The organism is Pedobacter sp. KBW06, assembly GCF_003852525.1.
GTDB lineage: Bacteria > Bacteroidota > Bacteroidia > Sphingobacteriales > Sphingobacteriaceae > Pedobacter.
In genome coordinates this window covers 782,339-804,409 of the sequence record NZ_QAJL01000002.1, presented here as the reverse complement: position 1 = coordinate 804,409, position 22,071 = coordinate 782,339, and the positions used below count along the sequence as shown (strand labels likewise).

The 22,071-nt window shown below is 43.2% G+C and carries 16 protein-coding genes; 15 read left to right on the top strand and 1 reads right to left on the bottom strand.

What is annotated here, in order from left to right; all coding sequences use genetic code 11:
• Window positions 1-97 precede the first annotated feature (97 nt).
• From DBR43_RS13535 to gldN, 15 genes are all read left to right on the top strand, one after another.
• Window positions 98-664, top strand: a complete 567-nt coding sequence (locus tag DBR43_RS13535; protein WP_124581634.1) for an RNA polymerase sigma factor — start codon at window positions 98-100, stop codon at window positions 662-664.
• A gap of 89 nt (window positions 665-753) precedes the next feature.
• Window positions 754-1,884, top strand: a complete 1,131-nt coding sequence (locus DBR43_RS13530) for a FecR family protein (protein WP_124581632.1) — start codon at window positions 754-756, stop codon at window positions 1,882-1,884.
• Between the two features lie 159 nt (window positions 1,885-2,043).
• Window positions 2,044-5,391 carry a SusC/RagA family TonB-linked outer membrane protein gene (locus DBR43_RS13525; RefSeq protein ID WP_124581630.1) on the top strand — a complete coding sequence of 1,116 codons (3,348 nt, stop codon included), beginning with the start codon at window positions 2,044-2,046 and terminating at the stop codon, window positions 5,389-5,391.
• An 8-nt stretch (window positions 5,392-5,399) separates the two neighbouring features.
• Window positions 5,400-6,821 carry a RagB/SusD family nutrient uptake outer membrane protein gene (locus DBR43_RS13520; protein ID WP_158622494.1) on the top strand — a complete coding sequence of 474 codons (1,422 nt, stop codon included), beginning with the start codon at window positions 5,400-5,402 and terminating at the stop codon, window positions 6,819-6,821.
• A 16-nt stretch (window positions 6,822-6,837) separates the two neighbouring features.
• Window positions 6,838-7,611, top strand: a complete 774-nt coding sequence (locus DBR43_RS13515) for a DUF4843 domain-containing protein (RefSeq protein ID WP_158622493.1) — start codon at window positions 6,838-6,840, stop codon at window positions 7,609-7,611.
• Between the two features lie 28 nt (window positions 7,612-7,639).
• Window positions 7,640-9,169 carry a PKD-like family lipoprotein gene (locus DBR43_RS13510; protein ID WP_124581625.1) on the top strand — a complete coding sequence of 510 codons (1,530 nt, stop codon included), beginning with the start codon at window positions 7,640-7,642 and terminating at the stop codon, window positions 9,167-9,169.
• A 49-nt stretch (window positions 9,170-9,218) separates the two neighbouring features.
• Complete coding sequence (locus tag DBR43_RS13505; protein WP_124581623.1) at window positions 9,219-10,601, top strand: TlpA family protein disulfide reductase; 1,383 nt, start codon at window positions 9,219-9,221, stop codon at window positions 10,599-10,601.
• Between the two features lie 97 nt (window positions 10,602-10,698).
• The gene (locus tag DBR43_RS13500) at window positions 10,699-11,919 is read left to right on the top strand and encodes a retropepsin-like aspartic protease (protein WP_124581620.1); all 1,221 of its coding nucleotides are present in this window, start codon (window positions 10,699-10,701) and stop codon (window positions 11,917-11,919) included.
• 174 nt (window positions 11,920-12,093) lie between these two features.
• Window positions 12,094-13,236: a thioredoxin family protein gene (locus tag DBR43_RS13495; RefSeq protein ID WP_124581618.1), complete on the top strand. Its 1,143-nt coding sequence runs from the start codon at window positions 12,094-12,096 to the stop codon at window positions 13,234-13,236.
• Between the two features lie 298 nt (window positions 13,237-13,534).
• Entirely contained in the window at window positions 13,535-14,518 is a 984-nt protein-coding gene (locus DBR43_RS13490) for a DUF4271 domain-containing protein (protein ID WP_124581616.1), read from the top strand.
• 17 nt (window positions 14,519-14,535) lie between these two features.
• On the top strand, window positions 14,536-15,306 hold the full coding sequence (locus DBR43_RS13485; RefSeq protein ID WP_124581614.1) for a uroporphyrinogen-III synthase: 771 nt from the start codon (window positions 14,536-14,538) through the stop codon (window positions 15,304-15,306).
• Between the two features lie 225 nt (window positions 15,307-15,531).
• Window positions 15,532-16,887 carry an SUMF1/EgtB/PvdO family nonheme iron enzyme gene (locus DBR43_RS13480; protein ID WP_124582088.1) on the top strand — a complete coding sequence of 452 codons (1,356 nt, stop codon included), beginning with the start codon at window positions 15,532-15,534 and terminating at the stop codon, window positions 16,885-16,887.
• 36 nt (window positions 16,888-16,923) lie between these two features.
• On the top strand, window positions 16,924-17,739 hold the full coding sequence (gene gldL, locus DBR43_RS13475) for a gliding motility protein GldL (protein WP_124581612.1): 816 nt from the start codon (window positions 16,924-16,926) through the stop codon (window positions 17,737-17,739).
• A gap of 43 nt (window positions 17,740-17,782) precedes the next feature.
• The gene (gene gldM / locus DBR43_RS13470) at window positions 17,783-19,321 is read left to right on the top strand and encodes a gliding motility protein GldM (RefSeq protein WP_124581610.1); all 1,539 of its coding nucleotides are present in this window, start codon (window positions 17,783-17,785) and stop codon (window positions 19,319-19,321) included.
• An 8-nt stretch (window positions 19,322-19,329) separates the two neighbouring features.
• The gene (gene gldN / locus DBR43_RS13465) at window positions 19,330-20,208 is read left to right on the top strand and encodes a gliding motility protein GldN (RefSeq protein WP_124581608.1); all 879 of its coding nucleotides are present in this window, start codon (window positions 19,330-19,332) and stop codon (window positions 20,206-20,208) included.
• Between the two features lie 54 nt (window positions 20,209-20,262).
• Here gldN and uvrC read toward each other — a convergent pair whose 3' ends face one another.
• Window positions 20,263-22,068 (bottom strand): excinuclease ABC subunit UvrC, encoded by a 1,806-nt coding sequence (uvrC, locus tag DBR43_RS13460; protein WP_124581606.1) that lies wholly within the window; start codon window positions 22,066-22,068, stop codon window positions 20,263-20,265.
• Window positions 22,069-22,071 lie beyond the last annotated feature (3 nt).

Genomic DNA, 22,071 nt, shown 5'->3' with positions numbered 1-22,071 from the left:
TAGGCAGATAAATCAATTATGACACAGATAATTGACTGGATTTTTGTGCAATTAATTAAATCTGTTTTTTAAAGTTCAATTTATAGCGGGGGCGACAATGTTGAATTACAGTTTACTCTCAGATTTAGAATTAACGGCACTCCTGAAAGAGGGGGATGCTGCCGCCTATACCGTGGTTTATAACCGTTATTTTAACGAATTGTATATCCATGCCTATAGCAGATTGAGGGATAAGGAAGAAGCACAGGACGTGATCCACGAACTATTCGCTTCGATTTGGAATAAACGGGCCGATCTGGTCTTAAAGTCCAGCTTGCCGGCTTATCTCTACACAGCGGTACGCAACAGAATTCTCGATGTGATCGCACATCAGCAGGTAGAATCCAGGTATGTCAGCTCCTTACAGCGTTTTCTGGACGAAGGATATTGTGTCACTGATCACCAGGTCCGCGAGCGGCAACTTGCTGCACTGATTGAAAAAGGGATTTCAGAATTGCCTCCCAAAATGAGGGAGGTTTTTGAGCTGAGCAGAAAACAGGCGATGAGCCATAAGGAGATCGCTGAACAGTTAAACTTATCGGAACAAACGGTAAGGACACAGGTTAAAAACGCATTGAGAATTTTGCGCTTAAAACTTGGATTGATGCTTTTTGTGAGCATGTAATGTCAGGGTTAAAAAAATATTAATTTCTTCTACCCCATACCCCCATCTTTTCCCGTCTATCATTTAAAGGGGGTATTCCCTTTCAACTTATGCAAAATAAAGAAGCGAAAGCATTACTGGCCAAATACAAGCAACGGAACTGCTCGGAAGAGGAGATTGCCTTGCTGGAGAGCTGGTATCTTGATTATACAGATGAAATGCCTGACCTAAGCCCTGGAGAATTGATCAGCGCAAAGGCAGAGGTCTGGGCGGGCTTACCTGTACATCAGCAGGGGCGGAAAACCAGCCGCTTGTGGTCCCTGATCGCTGCTGCAGCAGCTATTGTCCTTTGTGTTGCTGCTGGCTGGTGGTTCTTCCAAACGAGTCAGAATGTAAAACCGCTGACCAGCAGGGAGATGGCCGCAAAGATCTTACCTGGAGGAAATAAGGCCGTTCTGACCTTAGCTGATGGATCTGAAATTTCCCTGACTGATGTGGCAAATGGAAAACTGGCCAGTCAGGAGGGAATGGTAATTACCAAAAATAAAGATGGTCAGCTGGAATACCGGATAGATCCCGCTGCAGGAGCAGTGGCAGGGGAGCTGCGGTTCAATACCGTCAGTACACCCGCCGGAGGTCAGTACCAGGTGATCCTGCCCGACGGAACCAAAGTCTGGCTAAATGCAGGATCTTCTTTGAAATACCCGACTGCTTTTGCCGCTCAGGAGCGAAAAGTATTCCTCAGGGGAGAAGGATATTTTGAAGTAACACATGATCAGTCCAGGCCATTCAGGGTTCAGTCGGATGATCAGGTCGTGGAAGTACTGGGGACCCATTTTAACATCAGCGCTTATGAAAATGACGGGGATGTGAAAACAACATTGCTTTCCGGTAAAGTACAGGTGAAAACTCAACGCAACAACGCTTCTGCGATACTAAAACCAGGTGAGCAGTCCATACTGGAAAATAACACCTTAAAAGTAGCGGAAGTGATGACCGAAGATGTGGTTGCCTGGAAGAACAATTCTTTTGCTTTTAACAACGAAAAGCTGGGCAGCATTATGCGGAAAATAGCAAGGTGGTATGATGTGGAAGTCATCTGTCCGCCGGAACTGGCAGAATCAGTTCTTGTAGGCTCAGGGTCAAGGGATAAAAGCCTTGGATGGATGCTTGACAGGCTGGAAGAAATTGGTGCAGTTCATTTTAAAGTAGAAGGAAGGAGGGTTACTGTGATGCCATAAACTTCTACTTTCCACACCCTTTTCCGGAACAATAATTAGAGCCAGGAGCGGTTGCAACGCCCCTGGTCTGTGTACTCTTTTTGGAGTAATTGTTCGGGTCAGGATGTTAAATAAATCGACTTATAAACATTGGAACCTAAACCCAAACTAAACAAATGTATGAATTTTTACAGGACATTTAAATATGGCGAATCCCGCCCTGTTTATGCCAGGATATTATTGAAATTGAAGCTGACTTTTATAATCTTGACCACTGTGATCCTGCAGGTTAGCGCAACCGGCTATGCTCAGATTACACTTAAAGAAAAGGATGCCCCGCTGGGGCAAATCATACAGAAGATCAGAAGGCAGACTGGCTATGACTTCTTTTATAATGCAGGATTGCTCCTCAAAGCAAAACCTGTTACCCTCAACGTGACCAATGCCACGGTACCAGAGGTTCTTGACCTTTGTTTTAAAGACCAGTCTTTCACTTATAGGATTGAACAAAAAACAATTGTGATCCAGTATGTAGAACCCCATGTGCTGCAAACCCGGGCAATGGTCGTCTCAGGCAGGGTGCTTGATGAAACGGACCGGCCTATTCCCGGTGCATCCATCACAATTAAGAACGCCCGGACCGGAAATACCGTCAGTAATGGAAACGGTGAATTCAAGATCATCGTTCCCTCGGATAAAAGCATCCTGATCTTTTCCTATGTAGGCTATAAGACTCAGGAAATTAAGCTTAAGCCAGAGCAGCCGGCATTGCTGATCCGGATGGAAGTGGCAGAGAACAACATGAAAGATGTGGTGATTACCGGTACAGGGATCACCAGGAACAAGAATACGTTCACTGGCGCTACAGCCACTTTTTCCGGCGAACAGCTGAAAGCAGTGGGAAATCAAAACATTATTCAGGGTTTAAGGGCCTTAGACCCTTCTTTCATCCAGTTGGAGAATAACAAGTTCGGCTCAAATCCCAATGTCCTGCCCAACCTGGAAATCCGCGGTAAAACAAGTATCTCCTCCACACTGCAGGACCAGTTTGCCTCAGATCCGAATCAGCCCCTGTTTATCCTGGACGGATTTGAAACCTCTTTGAGAACTATCGTGGACCTGAACATGAACAGGGTTGCTTCTGTTATTATTCTGAAAGATGCCGCTTCCACGGCGATGTATGGCTCCAAAGCCTCAAACGGAGTTGTGGTCATTGAAACGGTTAAGCCGAGACCGGGACAAATGCGTATAAATTACAGCTCAGACCTGAATGTAGAGGTTCCGGATTTAACGGGCTATAACATGATGAATGCAGAAGAGAAGCTCGAGTTCGAACGTTTGTCGGGAAGGTATATATACTACCTTGGGGCAGATGGCTCTCCAAACTTTCAGCTGGATTTAGATTCTATGTATGCAGTGCGGCTGGCAGAAGTGAAACGGGGTGTAAATACCTATTGGCTTAACGAACCGGTACGTACAGGATTCTCTCAGCGGCATTCTTTTTATGCGGATGGGGGAGACCAGGCATTGCGTTATGGAGTAGGGCTGACCTATAAAAAAACAACAGGTGCAATGAAAGGTTCCGGCAGAGAAGATTGGGCAGGAAATGTGGACCTGACCTACCGCAAAGGAAAATTCAACCTCTCAAATCAGATTTATATCAATGGTTATACAGGACAGGAATCTCCTTACGGTTCATTTGCTGATTTCGTCAATGCGAATCCGTATTACAGAAAGAGCAACGCGAAGTATCTGGAGCAAAGTAAAGACAATGTCGGAAGACTTTATTATGTGGAGAACCCATTGTATAATGCCGGACTGAACAGTGTAAACAGCACTAAGAATTTTGCAATTCAGAACAACCTGCAGCTGAATCTGGACCTGACCCGGGAACTGATGTTACGCGGGGCAGTACAGGTGCAGAAAGCCATCACTACCAACTTGAATTTTCTTTCTCCTTTACATACTGATTTTGACGACAGCAGCATTTTTGAGCGAGGTTCCTACAAAAACAGCAGGACAGATAACTTTAGCTATAATGCCAACCTGATGCTGACTTATGGAAAGGTGTTCGCAGGTGCTCATGCACTGACCGCAAACTTACGGGCAGACATCCGGGAAAATGACAATCAGAATTTAACCTTCCAGGCAGTAGGTTTCCCCTCTTCAAGTAATGGGAATCCCAGCTTTGCCTATAGCTATAAACCTGATTCCAGGCCCGCTTCGGTAGTAGGTAAAACCCGCACGAATTCCATTCTCGCCTCAGCTAATTATGCCTATAAAGCGCGCTACCTGGCCGATGCATCTTTCAGGTATGACGGTTCAACAGCCTTTGGTTCCAACAAAAAATATTCGCCTTATTATAGCGGAGGTCTGGGCTGGAACATCCACAATGAAGCCTTTATGAAACCGGTTACCTGGATTAATACTTTTCGGTTGATTGCCAATATCGGAATCACCGGGAATCAGAACTTTGCGAGTACTTCTTCGATTTCTACTTATGGCTATGATTCGTATATCAATATATACGGTCAGGGGGTAACCTTAAACTCTTTGGGGAACCCGAACCTGAAATGGCAGAACTCCGTGCAGACCAATCTTGGAACGGATCTGGTCATGTTCGGTAATAAGCTCAGCTTGAATGTCAATGCTTATCAGAAAAGAACAGATCCGCTGGTGGTGGCCATTGATTTGCCCTCTTCCACAGGAATCAGCTCTTTCCCGATTAACGCAGGTTTGCTGAACACCAGAGGGCTGGAGGCAACGGTAAAGTTTTCTCCCATTTACAAACCCGATCAGCGTGTGGTCTGGACCCTGGGATATACCGGCTCTGTCTATAAAAGTAAATACGATGGATTCAATAACAAGCTGGCCTCTTTGAATACCAAACAGCTGACCAATAAAACTTTGCAGCGATTTAAAGATGGATATAGTCCTGATGACATCTGGGCGGTTCCTTCCCTGGGTATTGACCCCACTACAGGTATGGAAGTTTTCCTTAGAAAAGATGGGCAGTCTACCTTCAGGTATGATGCCAGCGACATCGTCCGCGTGGGAAATGCACAACCAACCATCGAAGGCGTATTCAGCAGTAACCTGAGCTATAAAGGTTTTACTTTCGGAATGAGCATCCGCTACATCCTCGGCCGCGATATTTTTAATACCGCATTGTATGAGAAGGTGGAGAATATCTCTGCTCAGGGATTGGCAAATAACCAGGACCGACGCGCATTATACGACCGTTGGAAACAACCTGGTGATGTGACACAGTTCAAATCAATTGCTTTGACGAGCAAACAGGAAATGTCTTCGCGCTTTGTGCAGAAGGAAAATATGCTGAGTGCTGAATCTGTGAATTTTGGATACAATTTCCTTCAGAATAAATGGTTAAAGCAGGTTGGACTTTCCTCCCTTCGCCTCAACGCTTATATGAACGATATTTTTCGAATCTCGAGCGTAAAAAGAGAACGGGGAATAGAATATCCTTTTGCAAGGTCTGTTTCCTTTAGTTTAAATGCCACTTTTTAATTATGATTATGAAAACATTAGCTAAAAATATATGTATCGTCGTCGGCTTAAGTTCGCTGATGCTATTGGGCTCCTGCAAAAAGTGGCTTGACGTACAACCTGAAGATAAGTTTACCGAAAGGCAAATTTTTGCAACTCCCCAGGGGATTTCAGATGCCCTGAACGGTATCTACCTGGACATGGGTAAATCCAAGCTTTATGGTGCAACCTTAACGGGTACCATCCTTGATATACTGGCCCAGCGCTATAACGTGGGTACACTTCATAACCTCACAAAATACCAAAGCTATACCTATGATGATAAAGATGTAAGGGCGAAGCTGGACAACATCTGGACCAATGCCTATATCAATGTCGTGAATGCAAATAAATTCATTAAAAACCTGGATGTTTATCCCGGTGTGCTTGATGCACAGGCCGATTCTTTGTTCAGGGGAGAAGCCTATGCTTTAAGGGCTTTTCTGCAATTTGATCTTTTAAGAATGTACGGCCCGGTGTACAGCACAGCAGACTCACTGAAGACCGCAATCCCTTATTATACTGAGGCGGGAACAGAAGTAAACCCGATCCTGCCGGCAAACGAGGTGATGCAGAAGGTCATCACGGACCTTAAAAAAGCAGAAAGTTTGTTGCTCGTGGATCCCATCCGGACAAGAGGAGTCGTAAAGTCCTCTGATAAAGATTACCTGACCTACCGCAACTATCGCATGAATTATTTCGCAGTTAAAGGCCTCCAGGCGCGTGCCTATCTGTACCGCGGCGATAAGATTTCTGCAGCTGCTGCGGCCAAAGAAGTGATCAGTAATACGGCAAAATTCCCTTGGATTACCTCTGGAAATATCCTGTCTGATAAATCAAACCCTGACCGGGTATTCTCTACTGAAATTCTTTTCGGCCTGCAAAGCTTAGACCTGTACGACAACTACAGGGCATTTTTTGCACCTGATCTGCAGGATAAAGAAGTACTTGCACCCCTGGACAGCCGCCTGAAAGCGACCTTCGAAAGCAATGAAAATGATTATCGTTATAACCCAAACTGGATGTTGACGGGGATTGGAGGAAAGGGGTACAAAACCTTCTTTAAGTATGCGGATATCAATGATAAAAAGCTGATCTATCGCCTTACAGTTCCCCTGATCAGGCTCAGTGAAATCTATTATATCGCTGCGGAAAGTGAACAAAATGTCGCTTACCTGAACACGGTACGCAACAACAGAGGTTTATTGAACCTGCCGGGAACAGCAACACTAACCACTGAGCTGCAGAAAGAGTACCAGAAAGAATTCTTTGGCGAAGGCCAGCTTTGGTATTATTATAAGAGAAGAAACCTGAGCCCGATTCCAAATCCTTTGGTGGCAAGTGGAAATATCACGATGAACGCGGCTAAGTATGTCTTCCCTTTACCCTTGTCCGAACTCACTCCCCGATAATTTAATCCAGACCATTATGAAAAAATATATATACCTCGTCATTGCACTGGTCGCCATAGGAAGCCTGTTCAGTGCATGTAAGAAAGACCTGAAAACCTTTGAAGGAGCAACAGGGATCTACTTTTTACCCTCTGTCTTTGCCTGGGAAAAAAAGCCGGTTGGAGACAGTACGGTGATTTCCTTCTCCTACGCTAAAAATACGATGACAGATTCGGTTGTGCTGATTCCGGTAATGATCTCCGGGCCGACTTCCACGATAGACAAGGAGTTTAAACTGACCATAGATCCGGCATCTACCGCAGTTCCCAATACGCATTACGAGATCCTGAATAAAAATTTCGCGATCCCTGCAAACGGGCAGGTGGCGATTGTCGGTATAAAGCTGCACCGTACTCCGGATATGTTAACCAAGGACTATTCAATAATCCTGAACCTGGAAAGTAACGAGAATTTTAAAACGACCATGGCCGATCGCGTTCTGGATGCCGCAACGGGTAGAAAAATCAGTTACATCAGGTACAAAATCCATCTTAATGACATCTTGAAAAAGCCGGCCGCATGGCTTGAATATTACCTGGGCCCATTCAGCAGGAAAAAATTATTCCTTATGGCAGAGACGGCGGAAATTAAAGACATAGGTGACCTGGACAATACCAACCTGACCTCTATCTCCAAACTGGTGTTTTATGGCACCTTCATGCAACGCTACCTGAATGAGATGAAAGCCTCGGGGAAAACCATATATGAAGAGGATGGAAAAGAAATGAGAATGGGTGATTCAGTTCAGTAATTTCTTAAACTAAAATTTAGATCAAAAGATGTTAAACTATAGATATTTTAAACAGGCATTACTCTTTGTAATGCTGTTTGTCAGCTTTTCCTGTAGAAAAGACCTTGGCAATTACAACTATGAAGAAATCAACTCAGTTGATTTTGGAGGGATGGAAAAGGCTTACAATGCCCTGCTGGGTGAAAAGTTTAAGGTCAGCCCGGTGCTGAAATTTACAAAAGACGACACCAATGATGAACAGGCCTATTCCTATCAATGGTTCGCCATGAAAAAAGGGGAGGCCTTGAATTCAGAAATAAGAAAAGAGCTGGCAACAACACGGAACCTGGATGTTGTGGTCAAAATTCCTTCCGGAATTTACGACGTTTACTATATCGTAACCGATAAAAAAACAGGTGTTGCCTACCGGACCTCATTCAAACTGACGGTGCAAACAAGCATCTATGAAGGTTGGATGGTGCTAAACGACGTGAATGGTGCCGCGAGGTTGGACATGATCTCAAAGGTGAATGAGGTTTATACGCCGGTAACCGATGTACTGGCTTCAACGGGCTCCGAACTGACGCTGAAAGGGAAGCCCCTGGATGTCCATTGCTATCAGTTTAATTTCAGCAATTATGGGATTTATCTTTCTACAGACAAAGCGACCAACAGGATCGATGCTGAGACCTTTAAATGGAAAAATACCCTCAATATTAAATACGAGATGGTCTCTAACGTTCCTGATGATTTTCACGCTGACTTTATGGCTTCAACAGAGCATCCTCAGGGAGCCGGTACTTCCTACATGTTTGCTGCGGGGAATGTATATTATTATTACGCCGTATACCAGATCAATTATGGGGTACCCATTAACCTGGTTAAAGAAGAAGCAGTTCCATTTAAAGCGGCCCCCTTTATTGCCAGGTCACTCTCCAGTGCGAACCTGATGCCCAATGCTGCGCTGTTTGATGTGGATAAAAGAAGGTTTGTGAGGCACATCAACAATGAGTCTACCTGCAGTACGATGCCTACAATGGACAATGCTTTGTTTGATTATAATAATGTTGGAAAGGACCTGATTTACATGGAATATTCTCCTTTTAACGGAGGAGATGTATTTGCGATTCTTAAAGGCAAAGATGGCAAAGTCTTTCTCGCCCGGTTTAACCTGGTTACCGCAATCCAAACTTATTATGCGGAAATCACAGGTGCAGAGATCGGTAATGCAGACAAGTTTGCTGTTAGTCCAACCTACGGTTATCTGTTTTACAGTGCGGGGGGGAAGGTCTACGAATATGACATGTCTTTAAAAACGAGTAAGCTGATGCTGGATAAAGGAGCAGAGAAAGTAAGCCTGCTTAAGTTTCAAAAATTCACAAAAGGAGGGAGTTCGCGCCCGTATTATGAAAGCAGAAAAAATCAGCTGATGGTTTGTTCATATGATCCGGCATTACCCGCAGAGCGTAATGGGAAAATGGAACTCTACACTGTTCCTTCACTAAACGGCGACCTGACCCTGGGCGAAAGTTATTCCGGCTTTGGTAAAATCGTTAGCGTAAGCTATAGAGAACGTTAACCTCTATCCGGTAATTGTATTTACACACACAAATCTAAAATTATAAACAATGAACCTAAAAAGAATATGTAGCGCAGCAATCCTTTCGCTATTCATCAGTTCGGTATCGGCACAAATGCCGGTTAAAGTTACCGGGCTGCTAAAAAAGGAGAAAATGACAGCTGTTAAGCTGTTTAAAGTAACAGAGGGTAAAACGGTAGAAATCGCAACTGCGGTACCCGAAGAGAAAGGGAAATTCGGATTTCTCTTCTACCCGGAATATGAAGGATTATATCTGATCGGAACGGGATCTGCAGTCGCCGCAAATGACAACTATAAATTTTATTTTAAGGGTGGGGAGCAATTGTCCCTTTCCATCCTGGAATCAGGTTATGAACTGACCGGCAAACTAAATTCCAGAGAAAATACCCTCTTAACCCAATGGCATGACCTTGTTTTTCCATTGGAACAGAAGGCGGTTAATTTTATGAAAGTGCAGAGTACCTTTGTCGATTTCTTCCCTCAGCTGGAAGATATCGCTGCAAAATCTAAAACTTTTTTAAATGGAAAGTCCAGTGGAAACCCAAAGTTTGATCAGCAGATGAAAGCATATATGGCCTTTGATATGGCTTTCTATGCGGCTAATTTTATAAATACGCCACGCTCAGCACATCCTTCACTGGAAGAATGGAGCCCTTACTACAGCACACTTAAGGCGCAGGATTTTTCTACGAATGCAAGTGCATTGTATCGGAATCCATGGGGAAAACGGATGCTTTCCTCATTGGTAATGATCAATTTAAGACAGCACAATGTGAAATTTGAGGGAGGTCTGGCAGGCCTCAGAAATGCACTGGCCTATTTGCCGAATGATACTTTAAAAGGAGATGCGATCCTGGATCAGGCAGAACGTTGTAGAAGTTATAACGACTATAAAGAGCTGATTGATACTTATGGTAAGTATGTGATCACCAAAAGTCAGAAGAAAAGAAACATGGATATCCTTGCGCCTTTGGCTTTATTGAAGCCTGGCGATGCTGCTTTTAAATTCTCCTATCCTGATAAAACCGGTAAAACGGTGACGATGGATGATTTAAAAGGCAAAGTTGTTTTGGTAGATGTCTGGGCAACCTGGTGTGGGCCATGTAAAGCAGAAATCCCTCATTTGAAAAAGCTGGAAGAAGAGATGAAAGGCACTGATGTTGCTATCGTCAGCATCTCTGTAGATGAAGCTAAAGACAAGGATAAATGGCTTAAGATGATCGCCGATGATCATTTGGGTGGCACTCAGTTATTTGCCTCAGGCTGGGGAGACCTTGCCCAGTATTATAAGATCACCGGAATTCCACGCTTTATGGTCTTCGACAGACAAGGTAAAATCGTGACGGTTGATTCGCCAAGGCCCTCCAGTCCGGAGCTCAAAGCTTTATTGGAAAAAACATTGGCAAAATAGTTTTTGCAAGGTATTAAAACCACGCTCTGTATTGTAATCCATTGCTTTTAAGGGCTGGCCTGATCCGGGCCGGCCCCTTTTATCAGCTTAAATTTTTATGAACAACAAATATAAACTATGCCTCGTCTTTATGCTGTTGGCATTGTTGCCGGATCAGTATATCCAGGCGCAGCAACAAATGACACCGGCCTCCGCACGGAAAACTTCGGCAGCGGCACTGAAAGTCAAAATCCCTTTTGAAACTGACAATGGTGCGATTATTCTGAGGGTTAAAATTAATGGAAGCCAGCGGCCACTGAGGTTATTATTTGATACCGGTGCAGATGGGATGGCCCTGAGCCAGGATTTGGCAGATTCGATTGGTTTAAAAGTCTCAAGAAAGCAAAAGGCATCGGTGGTGGGAGGGAGCATGGACATCGCTGTTTCGGAGGGAAACGTGGTACACCTGGGGGCATTTGACCTGCCGGACCAAAGCATTGCGATCTTCAAAGAGTTGCATAAAGGGACGGATGGAATCATCGGTAATACCATTGCCAGAAGTTATGTCACAAAGGTCGACTTCGATAAAAAGGAACTTTCTTTGTACGATTTTGATGGTTATGAATACGAACAGAAAGGAACGGTTGTCCCGATCAGTATTCCTTCCGGATTGTTCATTATTCCCGGCAGCCTGGCCATTGTTACGGGGCAGGCGCATCCGGCAGAATTTATCTTTGATACCGGTGCGGCATATCAGCTGATTTGCTTCCGCCCATTTGTTAAAAAGAACAGGTTGCTGGTGAGCGGATTTAAACCGGAATACCACGGCAGTACCAGTAGTATGGGCGTTACTACGCCGACCTTTAGTGGTAAAGCAGCTTCTTTTTCTTTCTCAAATATGCCGCTGATTAAAGAAATGCCGGTTACGTTAATGGCAGGAGGCGGACAGAGCGAAGACTGGAATCCCGGATTTGACGGCTCCATAGGCGCAAGGTTAATCAGCAGGTATAATTTTACAATCAACCTGAAGAAGAAAGAAATTCAGCTTGTCGCAAATAAGAGCTATGATTACCCGCATGATTTTGCAATTGGCGGATATCTTTTTGGCTTTGACGGCGATGGGGCATTAGTGGTTCAAGGATTAACCGCTATGGAGAATCCTGGCCTGAAGCTGAAACAGGGTGCCCGCTTAAGCGCTCTGAATGGGTTTTCCGCTCCGCAATTGTTAAAAGACAGAAAGCAACTGGACAAACTTCTGGCAATGCCGGCAGGGACAAATTATGTGATCGAATCTGTTTATAACGGACAGGTATTTAAAGATACGATTACGAAACAATGATCATTTTTTTACAAGACGACTTCATCTTAAACGGATTCAATTATGAAACCATCATGATCTTACAGATCACGTCAGGAAATGAACCGGGCTTGTGAGCTAATGAATGCCATTAACAACAATAAATAATATAAGATCATGATCGCCTCATGATCGATAAAAAACAAATATATACTGATGAAAATATATAAAATATGCGGACTGTTATTGCTGGTTATAGCAAGCATCCGGCTGAGCGCCCAGGAAAATCAATTTGTGAAAGCAGATTCCTGGGAAGCCTTATTTGCAAAAGCAAAAAAAGAAAATAAACTGGTGTTCATTGATAGTTATTTTGTCGGCTGTCACCCTTGTAAAGAAATGGATGATGAAGTATTCCCACTTCCGGAGGTCATCAAATTCATGAAGGAGAACTTTGTGAGTGTGAAAATTGATTTTATAGTGGAAGAGTTGGGAAAAGCATTGCAATTGAAATATGCAGTTACGGGCTTTCCGACTTTTCTGATCTTAAATGAACAAGGGCAGCTGATTTCCAGGTTTTCCGGCTATCAGGAAGCAGATGTATTTCAGAAATTGTTGAGAGAATCCATCCTGAAAGCTAAAAAAGGAACAATATTAACCGGGTTCAGCCCCTCAATTCAGGTGGCTCATCCTGATTTTTATACGGCTATGTTCAAAGCACGTCAACCGATGAAAACAGCAGCACTTGCTGCTTATCTGGACCAAACTAAGGACGCATTGGCGGAGCCGGCTGCAATCCCGTTTTTATCGGGCAGGAGTGTCAATAAAAAATGGGATGATTATTTCCTTGAAAACTATGCTTCGTTTGAAGAAAAGTATGGTAAGGAGCTGATCTGGGGAAAGCGGAATGCCATTATGAATGTGAGGTTGAAAGCATTGGGTGATGCCCGGGATGAGGACCGTTTTAATGCTTTTCTGACGGAGGTCAGGCCGCTTTTTTCTGAAAAAGACTGGAAATATGCAAAAATAGATCTGGCCGAAGCCTATTATTACAACATCCATAAGGACCATAAAACATTTTTCAGATATGCTGCGGAGCATTACAATGATGACGACAATAAAGTTCGTTACCTGTCCATGTATCTGAATGGTCCCACAGTTGATGCTGAGGAAAAAGAGCTGTTTGTGAAATGGATGAAAAAGGTGGTCAACATGGATGCTTCTTATTCCGTTCTCGCTGCTGCTACGAGATTGATGGTCGAACAAAACGATAAAGAAGCGGCAAAAAAGTATGCGGAATGGGGATCGGTAAAAGCCAGATTGCTAAAAAAGGATGGGACTTATTTCCGGAATGCGCTTTAAGATTACTGCGGTGTCAGGCTGCTCCATATCATGATGGATACAGGTTGGAAACTGCTTCGGATAAATCAGGGATAGAACAGGGACAAAATCCGCGTTTCATCCCTGCCTGACCCCTGCTTAATTCTAACTGTATTCCTTCTTTTTCCGAAGCTGTTTCTGGTTTGTACTTTCCGGCTTCAGCCTTTGGTGCCAAGTTTTTTTTGTGATAAAAAGGGATGGTTGTTCTGTGATTAAAAAGGAATTTTGGGAAGTAAAAACCTTTTCAGAATTAATACAATAAAAAGCTAAATTTGCAGCAATGAATTTAAACCGCATCATCCTGCTGCTCCTGGTTATTTTTGTTGCAGGCCTTCATGAAGGGTATGCGCAGGTTCCGCCTGTTCCGGTGGATACATTGCCGGCACAGCCGGTTTATCCCAGGAAAATTGTAAAGGATGCAGCGTATTATGCCAGAAAGCAGTATGTGACAGATTCTATCATGACGCATACCTGGATTCTGCCGGATTCTCTGATCAATAAAAATATCATCATAGACAGTATCCTGAAAGCGAATGTTTCCAGACGCACCAACCTTTTTAACCGGTATCAGGAAATCGGAACGATAAAAAAGATCAGCCCTTTCCGGACAGGGAAGCCCGTGCCAAAAGGAGACATCTGGATTCTTGGGGTTTTGGCGGTATTGCTGGCCATATTTTCGGCCCTCAGGATCTCTTTTGCCAAGCAATTGCAAAGCATCATTCAGTCGTTTTTTAGTAACCGGATTCTGAATAACCTGAATAAGGAAGATAACCTGTTTACCTCCTGGCCCTTTCTCCTTTTGTTTGTGCAGTTTGGTTTTACATTGGGCATGTTTTTTTACCTGGTCTCTCAGTATTATCATGTCACTTTTTCGAGTAGCGGATTCCAGTTCTATGTAAGTATTTCGATACTTATTGTGGTTTTATATGTCTTTAAAATTATCATTTTACGGATGTTAGGCTACCTTTTTGACGTGCAGAAAGCCGTAAATGAATATGTTTCCATATTATATTTAAGTTACTTTAATCTTTCCCTGGTGTTCATTCCGCTGGTAATTGCTTTTGCCTTATCTCCTTTAAGGTATGGACCTTACTATGTGGCAGCTTCTTTTGTACTTCTTGCAATTATTTTTACTTTCCAGTTTATCCGCGCAGGAATTAATATTTTATCTCATTATAGATTTTCTAAAGTCTATTTATTTCTGTACTTTTGTGCCCTCGAAATTTGCCCTATATTAATATTAATCAAGGCAATAGGATTTTAAAGCGGTAATTAGGTAAAATGCAAGAAAAGACAGAAGATAGGTTGCGTAAGGTTAAAAGTATATTAATCACCTTACCAAAACCAGAAACAGAGAAGTCTCCTTATTTTGATTTGGCAAAGAAGTACAACCTGAAAATTGATTTTAGATCATTCATTCATGTTGAAGGAGTTCCAGCCAGAGACTTCAGAAAGGACAAAATCACACTGGGTGATTTTACTGCAGTAGTGTTCACCAGCAGAAATGCGGTAGATCATTTCTTCAGAATTTGCGAAGAAATGAGATATGAGGTTCCTGTTGACCTGAAATATTTCTGTATTTCGGAGTCTACCGCCCTGTATTTACAAAAATACATCCAGTACAGAAAACGTAAAATCTTCTTTGGTAAGCAGACTGCAGCCGACCTGGCTGAAGTGTTGAAAAAGCATGCCAATGAGAAATTCCTATACCCATGCTCTGATATGGCAACGGAAGATACCATGAATTTCCTTCAAAAAAATGGATACGACTTTACTCCAGCTGTGTTGTTCAGAACAGTAGTTTCTGACCTTTCAGATCTGGCCGAAGTATTCTATGACGTGATCGGATTTTTTAGTCCTTCCAGCATCCAGTCATTGTTTACCAACTTTCCTGAATTTAAACAAAATAACACCCGTATTGCTGCTTTTGGCGTAAATACCCACAAAGCGGTAACGGATGCAGGACTAATGGTAGATATCGCGGCACCTTCACCGGAAGCCCCGTCTATGATCATGGCTATTGAGAATTACATCAAAAAATCAAACAAGTAGTATTCGCTGATATTTTTTGTAGCTTACAGTTTTTATTTTGCACTTTTTTTTCGGAAGTTAGTACTTTTTAATTTTTAGTAGAAAGTACTTTCTGACAGTGGATTGATATAGACGAATGAACGGAGAACTTTGTTCATTATTGCTTTTAGTCGCATTTTTATAGTCTAATAGTTGTTTATATGAATCTTAATCTATAAAATTGCTATAAAATTGTCTGACTATATGATGAGAAATATCTACTTTTTTGGATTTATTGCTACAATACTATTGGCCAGCTGCGGAAAAGGCGGACAGGGAGAATTGGTTGGAGTATACAATAAAAAGTTCAAAAACAACCGGGTTCCATTAGGAATGGTATACGTACCTCCCGGACGGACACTGATCGGAATGTCTGACGAAGACATTAACAACTCTCAAAGCTCTCCAAGCCGAATGACCTCATTTAGCGCTTTCTTCATGGACCAGACAGAGATTTCCAACGCAGAATACAGGCAATTTGTAAACTGGGTAAGGGATTCTGTGGCCATTACCTCGCTGGGGCCAAGTGGTGCTGCCGCCTATTATAAGCCGGCGCCTACCGGACAGCCAACCTCCGTTTCCGAACGTTATATCGACTGGAAGAAGGTTGGAAATGGTTCTAACCTATGGAGCACCAAATCCGGTGGCCTTGGCGCTAAACTGACCGATATGTACTATAGCGGAGCAGATGCATTGCCAGGTAGAAATGAAATCGATGTGAGAAAGCTGAAATATGCTTACAGTTATAAAAGCTCTGACCTGGCTGCCGAAGGCAGAAATGACCCAACCAAAAAAAGACAGGATTTTATCCTCACTTATACAGACCTTCCTGACCCTGCCAAATCAAATCAGTTTCCTTCGGTAAATGTTTACCCGGATACCCTGGTTTGGAAAGTTGATTATTCTTACTCACAGAATGATCCGATGGTCAAAACTTATTTCAATCACCCTTCTTACGACGATTATCCTGTAGTGGGTGTAACCTGGGAACAAGCTACTGCTTTTTGTGTATGGCGTACCCGTTTCTACGAATCCGTTGCCGTATCGAGAAAACAACCTTTAAACTCAAGACCTGAATATCAGCTGCCGAGTGATGCGCAATTTGAATATGCCGCAAGAGGTGGTAATGTGAAAACAAAATATCCATGGGGCGGCCCTTATGTGCGCAATACCAAAGGATGTATGCAGGCTAATTTTAAAGTCGGACGTGGAAATTATTCTGACGATGGTGGTTTATACACCGTAAACGTGAAGTCTTATTTCCCGAATGATTACGGATTATACAATATGGCTGGTAACGTTGCAGAATGGACAGTTACCGCTTACAATCAATCAGCAGCGCCTTTATTGCTGGATTTTAACCCAAACTTTACTTACGTGGCAAAAGCTTCAGACAGCAAATACCTGAAACGTAAAGTGGTTAGAGGAGGGTCATGGAAAGACATCGGATTCTTCCTTCAAAACTCTGTAGGTACTTATGAATATCAGGATCAGGCGAGGTCATATATCGGCTTCAGGTGCATTTCTGCTTATCCGGGTTCCGACATCAAGAATAGAAACTAAAAACAACACATAGCACCTCTTCATCCTTAAAAGAAAATGGCAGCAGCAAAACGTAAATTCGATAAGATGCACCTGGCGATATCGCTTGGTGCCAGCGTAGTAATTCTTGGAGCGCTTTTTAAAATCCTTCACTTAGGTGGGGTTTGGGGCAATTACATGATCGGGATTGGATTAGGCGTCGAAGCAATTTTATTTGCTTTAACCGGTTTTATCCAGCCGGAACCTGAACCGGAATGGGAAAGGGTATATCCGGAATTAAGAGCTGATTACGATGGGGAATTACCAACATCATCAGCAAGAGCTGCTGTTCAGCCAGCTGCATCATTCTCTTCTACTGCTGCCCTTGATAAAATGCTGGCAGATGCTAAAGTAGGACCGGAACTGATCGAAAGCCTGGGTACAGGATTACGTACCTTTGGAGATAAAGTAGCTGCAATTTCTAATGTAGCAGATGCTTCAACAGCAACAAACGAATTTACAACTAAACTGAAAACTGCTTCCGCAAGTTTCGATTCTTTAAATGGAGCTTTCTCAAAAGCAACGGCTCAACTGGTCGAAATCGGAGAAAGTACCGGCGCTTCTCAAGCCTATCATTCGCAGGTGAATGCCCTGGCGAAAAACCTTTCTGCCTTAAACGCTGTTTACGAACTGGAATTACAGGATTCAAGTGCACATCTTAAATCAATGAATAAGTTCTATCAGAACCTTTCACTAACGATGAATAACTTCAATGAGTCTATGGAAGATTCTAAACAGTTTAAAGATGAAGTAGGTAAACTTGCTAAAAATCTATCTTCATTAAATGCGATCTATGGCAATATGTTATCTGCCATGAATCAGCCACGTGTATAAGCATATTTAATTAGTTATCATTTAATCATAGACCTAATTAATAATGGCCGGAGGAAAACAAACGACAAGGCAGAAGATGATCAATATCATGTATTTGGTATTGTTAGCTATGCTTGCTTTAAACGTATCAGATACTATCCTTAATGCTTTTAAGAACATCAACGACAGTTTGGTGACTTCAAAAACAAATGTCAATCTCAGCATTGAACAGTTGTTTGCTGCATTTCAGAATACTAAACTTAAAGACGAGCCTGCAAGGGCACAGCCCATTTGGGAAAGCGCCAATAAGGCAAAAGCTTATGCCGATGAGCTGAACAATTATATCCAGAAGCTGAAAGATCAGTTTACAGTTGCCGGAAAAGGAATTGATCCGGAAACAGGCGATTTAACCGAGCGCTCCAATATGGACATCGCGCAGGGAATCATGATCAATCAGAAAGAAGGCGATAAATTGCAGGTAAAAATCAATGAAACCCGCGAGAAACTAATTGCTTTACTTAAGCCGGAAGACCGTAAAGGAATTACTTTTTCATTGGAAGCGAAGAATGCCGAGAAAGCGGTAAATGGCAAGAAAAACTGGGCAGACATCAACTTCGGTGAAGGAACGCCGCTAACTGCTGCAAATACAATTCTGACCAAACTTCAGTCTGACGTAAAAAATGCAGAGGCAGAAGTAGTCAAGAAATTATTCGGAAACATGGACAAAGCCTTGGTCAACCTGGATCAGTTTGATGCAGTTGCTGTGGCGCCAAGTTCTTATGTGATTCAGGGACAGCCTTACACGGCTCAGGTGTTTTTAACGGCAAGCGATTCCCGTTCTAATCCCGATATTTCTGTAAATTCAAACCCGCTGTCAGTAAAAGATGGTAAAGGGGTGTATACGGGAAGTACCGGAAGTGTAGGGGTTTTCAAATGGGTTGGAACGATCCGCGTAAAACAAACCGATGGTAAAGTGATGGAGTATAAAACTCCTGAACAAACTTATCAGGTGGCTAAACCTTCTGCAACGGTATCACCGGATAAAATGAACGTGATTTATGCAGGGATCCCTAATCCGTTTTCTGTATCGGCCGCAGGCTTTCCTCTGGAGAGTGTACATGCGAGTATGGATGGTGGAACGATTGCAGGTGGAAACGGTAAATATACAGTCAACGTTGCCGGTAGCCAGGTTGGAAAAGAACTAAACATCAATGTCTCGGCATCAAGCGGAGGAAAGACTTTAAACCTGGGATCACAAAGGTTCAGGGTGAAAGCTTTACCAACGCCTAAAGCATTGGTAAAAGGTAAATCGGGCGGAAGTGTGGATCTGGAATGGCTGGAAAGTGCGGGTCTTATGGATACACAACTGGATGATTTCGTTTTTGATGTTAAATACAGAGTGATCAGATTCTCGGCAACATTTATCAATCCGAGATCCGACGCGGTTACGATACAAAATAGTGGTGGTGGATTTAGCGGCCAGGTAAAAGGGGCCCTGAACTCGATCAAGCCGGGAGCAACGGTGATCTTTAAAGACATCGTGTGTGAAGGGCCTGATGGTCGTCAGAAGGTTTTAGACGGCATCACATTTAGTGCAAAATAGGAGGGAACATGAAAAATATTTTAAGTATTGCGTTATTACTGTTGTTAGGATTCGGAGCTGCTGCACAGGACGGCCCGCCTGCAGAAGTAAAACCCTTGAAAAAGACGAAGATAAAAACACCACCTAAAGATGGTTTTTCAGCCAGAAAAGATGTGGATAGTGCCGTAATGGTTCCCTACGCAGATGTGCGGGAAGAAGATGTGTACTATTCGAAACGCATCTGGCGTGAAATAGATCTTAGAGACACCATTAACTCGGTTCTGAAAGCTGAAAATGCGAAACTGATCGATGTGCTGATGGAAGCAATCACCAATGAAGAACTCACTGCCTACTCCCCGAAGGATACCGTAGCCGGAAAAATTCTGGAAGACAATGATTCCTTTAAAATTGCGTTAACGGCGCAGCAAGCGCTTCAGAGCATGCGTGGGGTAACAGAAGGAACTCCTGATGCTACAACGGGAAAAATCGCAGAGCCTACCCTGAAAAAACTGAGATCGGATGAATTCCAGAAATACAGGATCAAAGAAGATTGGATCCTGGACACCAAACGCTCTATTTTTGAACCCAGAATCGTTGGTCTTGCACCAATGAAAATGGTGGAAGGAAACTGGCAGCCGGTATTTTGGATCTATTATGATGATGCCAGAGAACTGCTGACCAAGAAAAAGCTGATGAACCCGGGCAACGATGCCTCGGTCCTGACCTTTGATGATTTCTTTGTAAGACGTTTGTTCTCGAGCTACATTGTGAAGGAAACAAATCCGGGCAATAAGAACATTACAGATATGCTGGGCTTAACAGATCCTAAAGATCCGAGGAAATTATACGAATCAGAAAAGATTAAGAAATCTATCGCGGATTTTGAGCAAAGCCTTTGGGAATATTAATTTCCAAATGTCATCACACAAAAAAGCCGGTCTTCTTTAGAGGACCGGCTTTTTTTATGCTTCATCTTTATTGAAGTAATTCGTTAAAGCGAGAAGTTGCGCTTTATTGAGGACTTTCTGTAGTTCTGATTCTTCGGCCTCCGCAATCTTTTTCACGGATTTGAAATGACGCAGGAGCTTGTCGGCGGTGGTCTTTCCAATGCCTTCTATTTGCTCCAGTTCCGTTTTTAACGTGCCCTGGTCTCTTTTCTTGCGGTGGAAGGTGATGCCGAAGCGGTGGGCTTCATCCCGGAGTTGCTGGATGATTTTCAGGGTCTCCGACTTTTTGTCAAGGTAGAGCGGATAGGGATCTCCCGGGAAGAACAGTTCTTCCAGGCGTTTCGCAATTCCGATCACGGCGACCTTCTTGTCTATGCCCAGCTTTTTTAAGCTCGTCATTGCAGAGGATAACTGCCCCTTACCACCATCAATGATGATGAGTTGAGGCAAAGTCTCCTCTTCTTCCAGCATGCGCTTATATCGCCTTAAAACGGCCTCTTCCATCGTCGCGAAATCGTTGGGACCTTCTACTGTTTTCACGTTAAAATGCCGGTAGTCCTTTTTGGAAGGTTTGGCATCTTTGAACACCACAATTGCCGAAACGGGATACTTACCCTGGAAGTTGGAGTTGTCAAAACATTCGATATGCTTAGGCAGCTGGGTTAAACTCAGGTCCTTTTGCATTTGTGTCAGAATGCGGTCCGTTCTCAGGTCTGGGTTCAGCTTTTCATACTGGTTCAGTTTTTCCTTTCTGAAAAACAAAACGTTTTTCTGAGAGAGCTCCAGCAGGTTTTTCTTTTCCCCGAGTTTGGGAACAGTAAAGCGGATGTTTTTATCTTCCAGTATGATTTCAAAAGGAACAACGATCTCTTTGGAGGTGCTGTTAAATTTGGTCCTGAATTCGGTGATGGCAATGGTTAACAGCTCCTCATCAGTTTCGTCCAGTCGCTTTTTGATCTCGATGGTTTGGGTCTGAATGATGCTGCCATTCATGATCTTCAGGTAATTCACAAAAGCATAACGCTCATCGGAAGCAATACTTACCACATCAATATTGGTGATGGCACTGCTGACAACGGTAGATTTACTCTGATATTTTTCGAGGACCACCAGTTTTCTCTGGTATTGATGGGCATATTCAAAGTTGAGTTCTGCCGCTGCATCCTTAATGATCTGTTTTACATCTTTGATGACAGTCCCGATCTTTCCGTTCAGGATGTCTTTTATTTCTTCAATATTCCTGTCGTATTCTTCCTCGGCCTGGTAAGCCTGACAAGGCCCTTTACAGTTCCCGATCTGGTACTCCAGGCAGACTTTAAATTTGCCGGCGCTGATATTTTTCTCCGTGAGGGGCAGGTTACAGGTCCGGAGCGTATACGTTTCTTTAATCAGGTCCAGAATGGTGTGCATCATGCCTACCGAAGCATAGGGGCCAAAATAAGTAGAACCATCCTTCACCCTGTTTCTCGTCCAGAATACCCTTGGAAAGGGTTCTTTCTTGATGATAATCCATGGATAGGTCTTATCATCTTTCAGCATGATGTTGTATCGCGGCTGATGCTTTTTGATCAGGCTGTTTTCCAGCAGCCAGGCATCAATCTCCGTATCCACAATAGTGAAGGTGATTTTTCTGATCTTGGAAACCAGGACTTTGGTCTTCCCGTTCAGCTGTTTATCCTGATTGAAATAAGAACCAACCCTATTTCTCAGGTCTTTGGCTTTGCCGATATATATCAGGGTATCTTCTATATCCCAATACTGGTAAACACCAGGCTTATGCGGAATATCGGCCAATACCTTTTTATAATCAAAAGCACTCATGGG

Coding starts and splice junctions, on each gene's coding strand:
- DBR43_RS13535 (WP_124581634.1), top strand. CDS start 98: ATGTTGAATTACAGTTTACTCTCAGATTTAGAATTAACGGCACTCCTG.
- DBR43_RS13530 (WP_124581632.1), top strand. CDS start 754: ATGCAAAATAAAGAAGCGAAAGCATTACTGGCCAAATACAAGCAACGG.
- DBR43_RS13525 (WP_124581630.1), top strand. CDS start 2,044: ATGAATTTTTACAGGACATTTAAATATGGCGAATCCCGCCCTGTTTAT.
- DBR43_RS13520 (WP_158622494.1), top strand. CDS start 5,400: ATGAAAACATTAGCTAAAAATATATGTATCGTCGTCGGCTTAAGTTCG.
- DBR43_RS13515 (WP_158622493.1), top strand. CDS start 6,838: ATGAAAAAATATATATACCTCGTCATTGCACTGGTCGCCATAGGAAGC.
- DBR43_RS13510 (WP_124581625.1), top strand. CDS start 7,640: ATGTTAAACTATAGATATTTTAAACAGGCATTACTCTTTGTAATGCTG.
- DBR43_RS13505 (WP_124581623.1), top strand. CDS start 9,219: ATGAACCTAAAAAGAATATGTAGCGCAGCAATCCTTTCGCTATTCATC.
- DBR43_RS13500 (WP_124581620.1), top strand. CDS start 10,699: ATGAACAACAAATATAAACTATGCCTCGTCTTTATGCTGTTGGCATTG.
- DBR43_RS13495 (WP_124581618.1), top strand. CDS start 12,094: ATGAAAATATATAAAATATGCGGACTGTTATTGCTGGTTATAGCAAGC.
- DBR43_RS13490 (WP_124581616.1), top strand. CDS start 13,535: ATGAATTTAAACCGCATCATCCTGCTGCTCCTGGTTATTTTTGTTGCA.
- DBR43_RS13485 (WP_124581614.1), top strand. CDS start 14,536: ATGCAAGAAAAGACAGAAGATAGGTTGCGTAAGGTTAAAAGTATATTA.
- DBR43_RS13480 (WP_124582088.1), top strand. CDS start 15,532: ATGAGAAATATCTACTTTTTTGGATTTATTGCTACAATACTATTGGCC.
- gldL (WP_124581612.1), top strand. CDS start 16,924: ATGGCAGCAGCAAAACGTAAATTCGATAAGATGCACCTGGCGATATCG.
- gldM (WP_124581610.1), top strand. CDS start 17,783: ATGGCCGGAGGAAAACAAACGACAAGGCAGAAGATGATCAATATCATG.
- gldN (WP_124581608.1), top strand. CDS start 19,330: ATGAAAAATATTTTAAGTATTGCGTTATTACTGTTGTTAGGATTCGGA.
- uvrC (WP_124581606.1), bottom strand. CDS start 22,068: ATGAGTGCTTTTGATTATAAAAAGGTATTGGCCGATATTCCGCATAAG.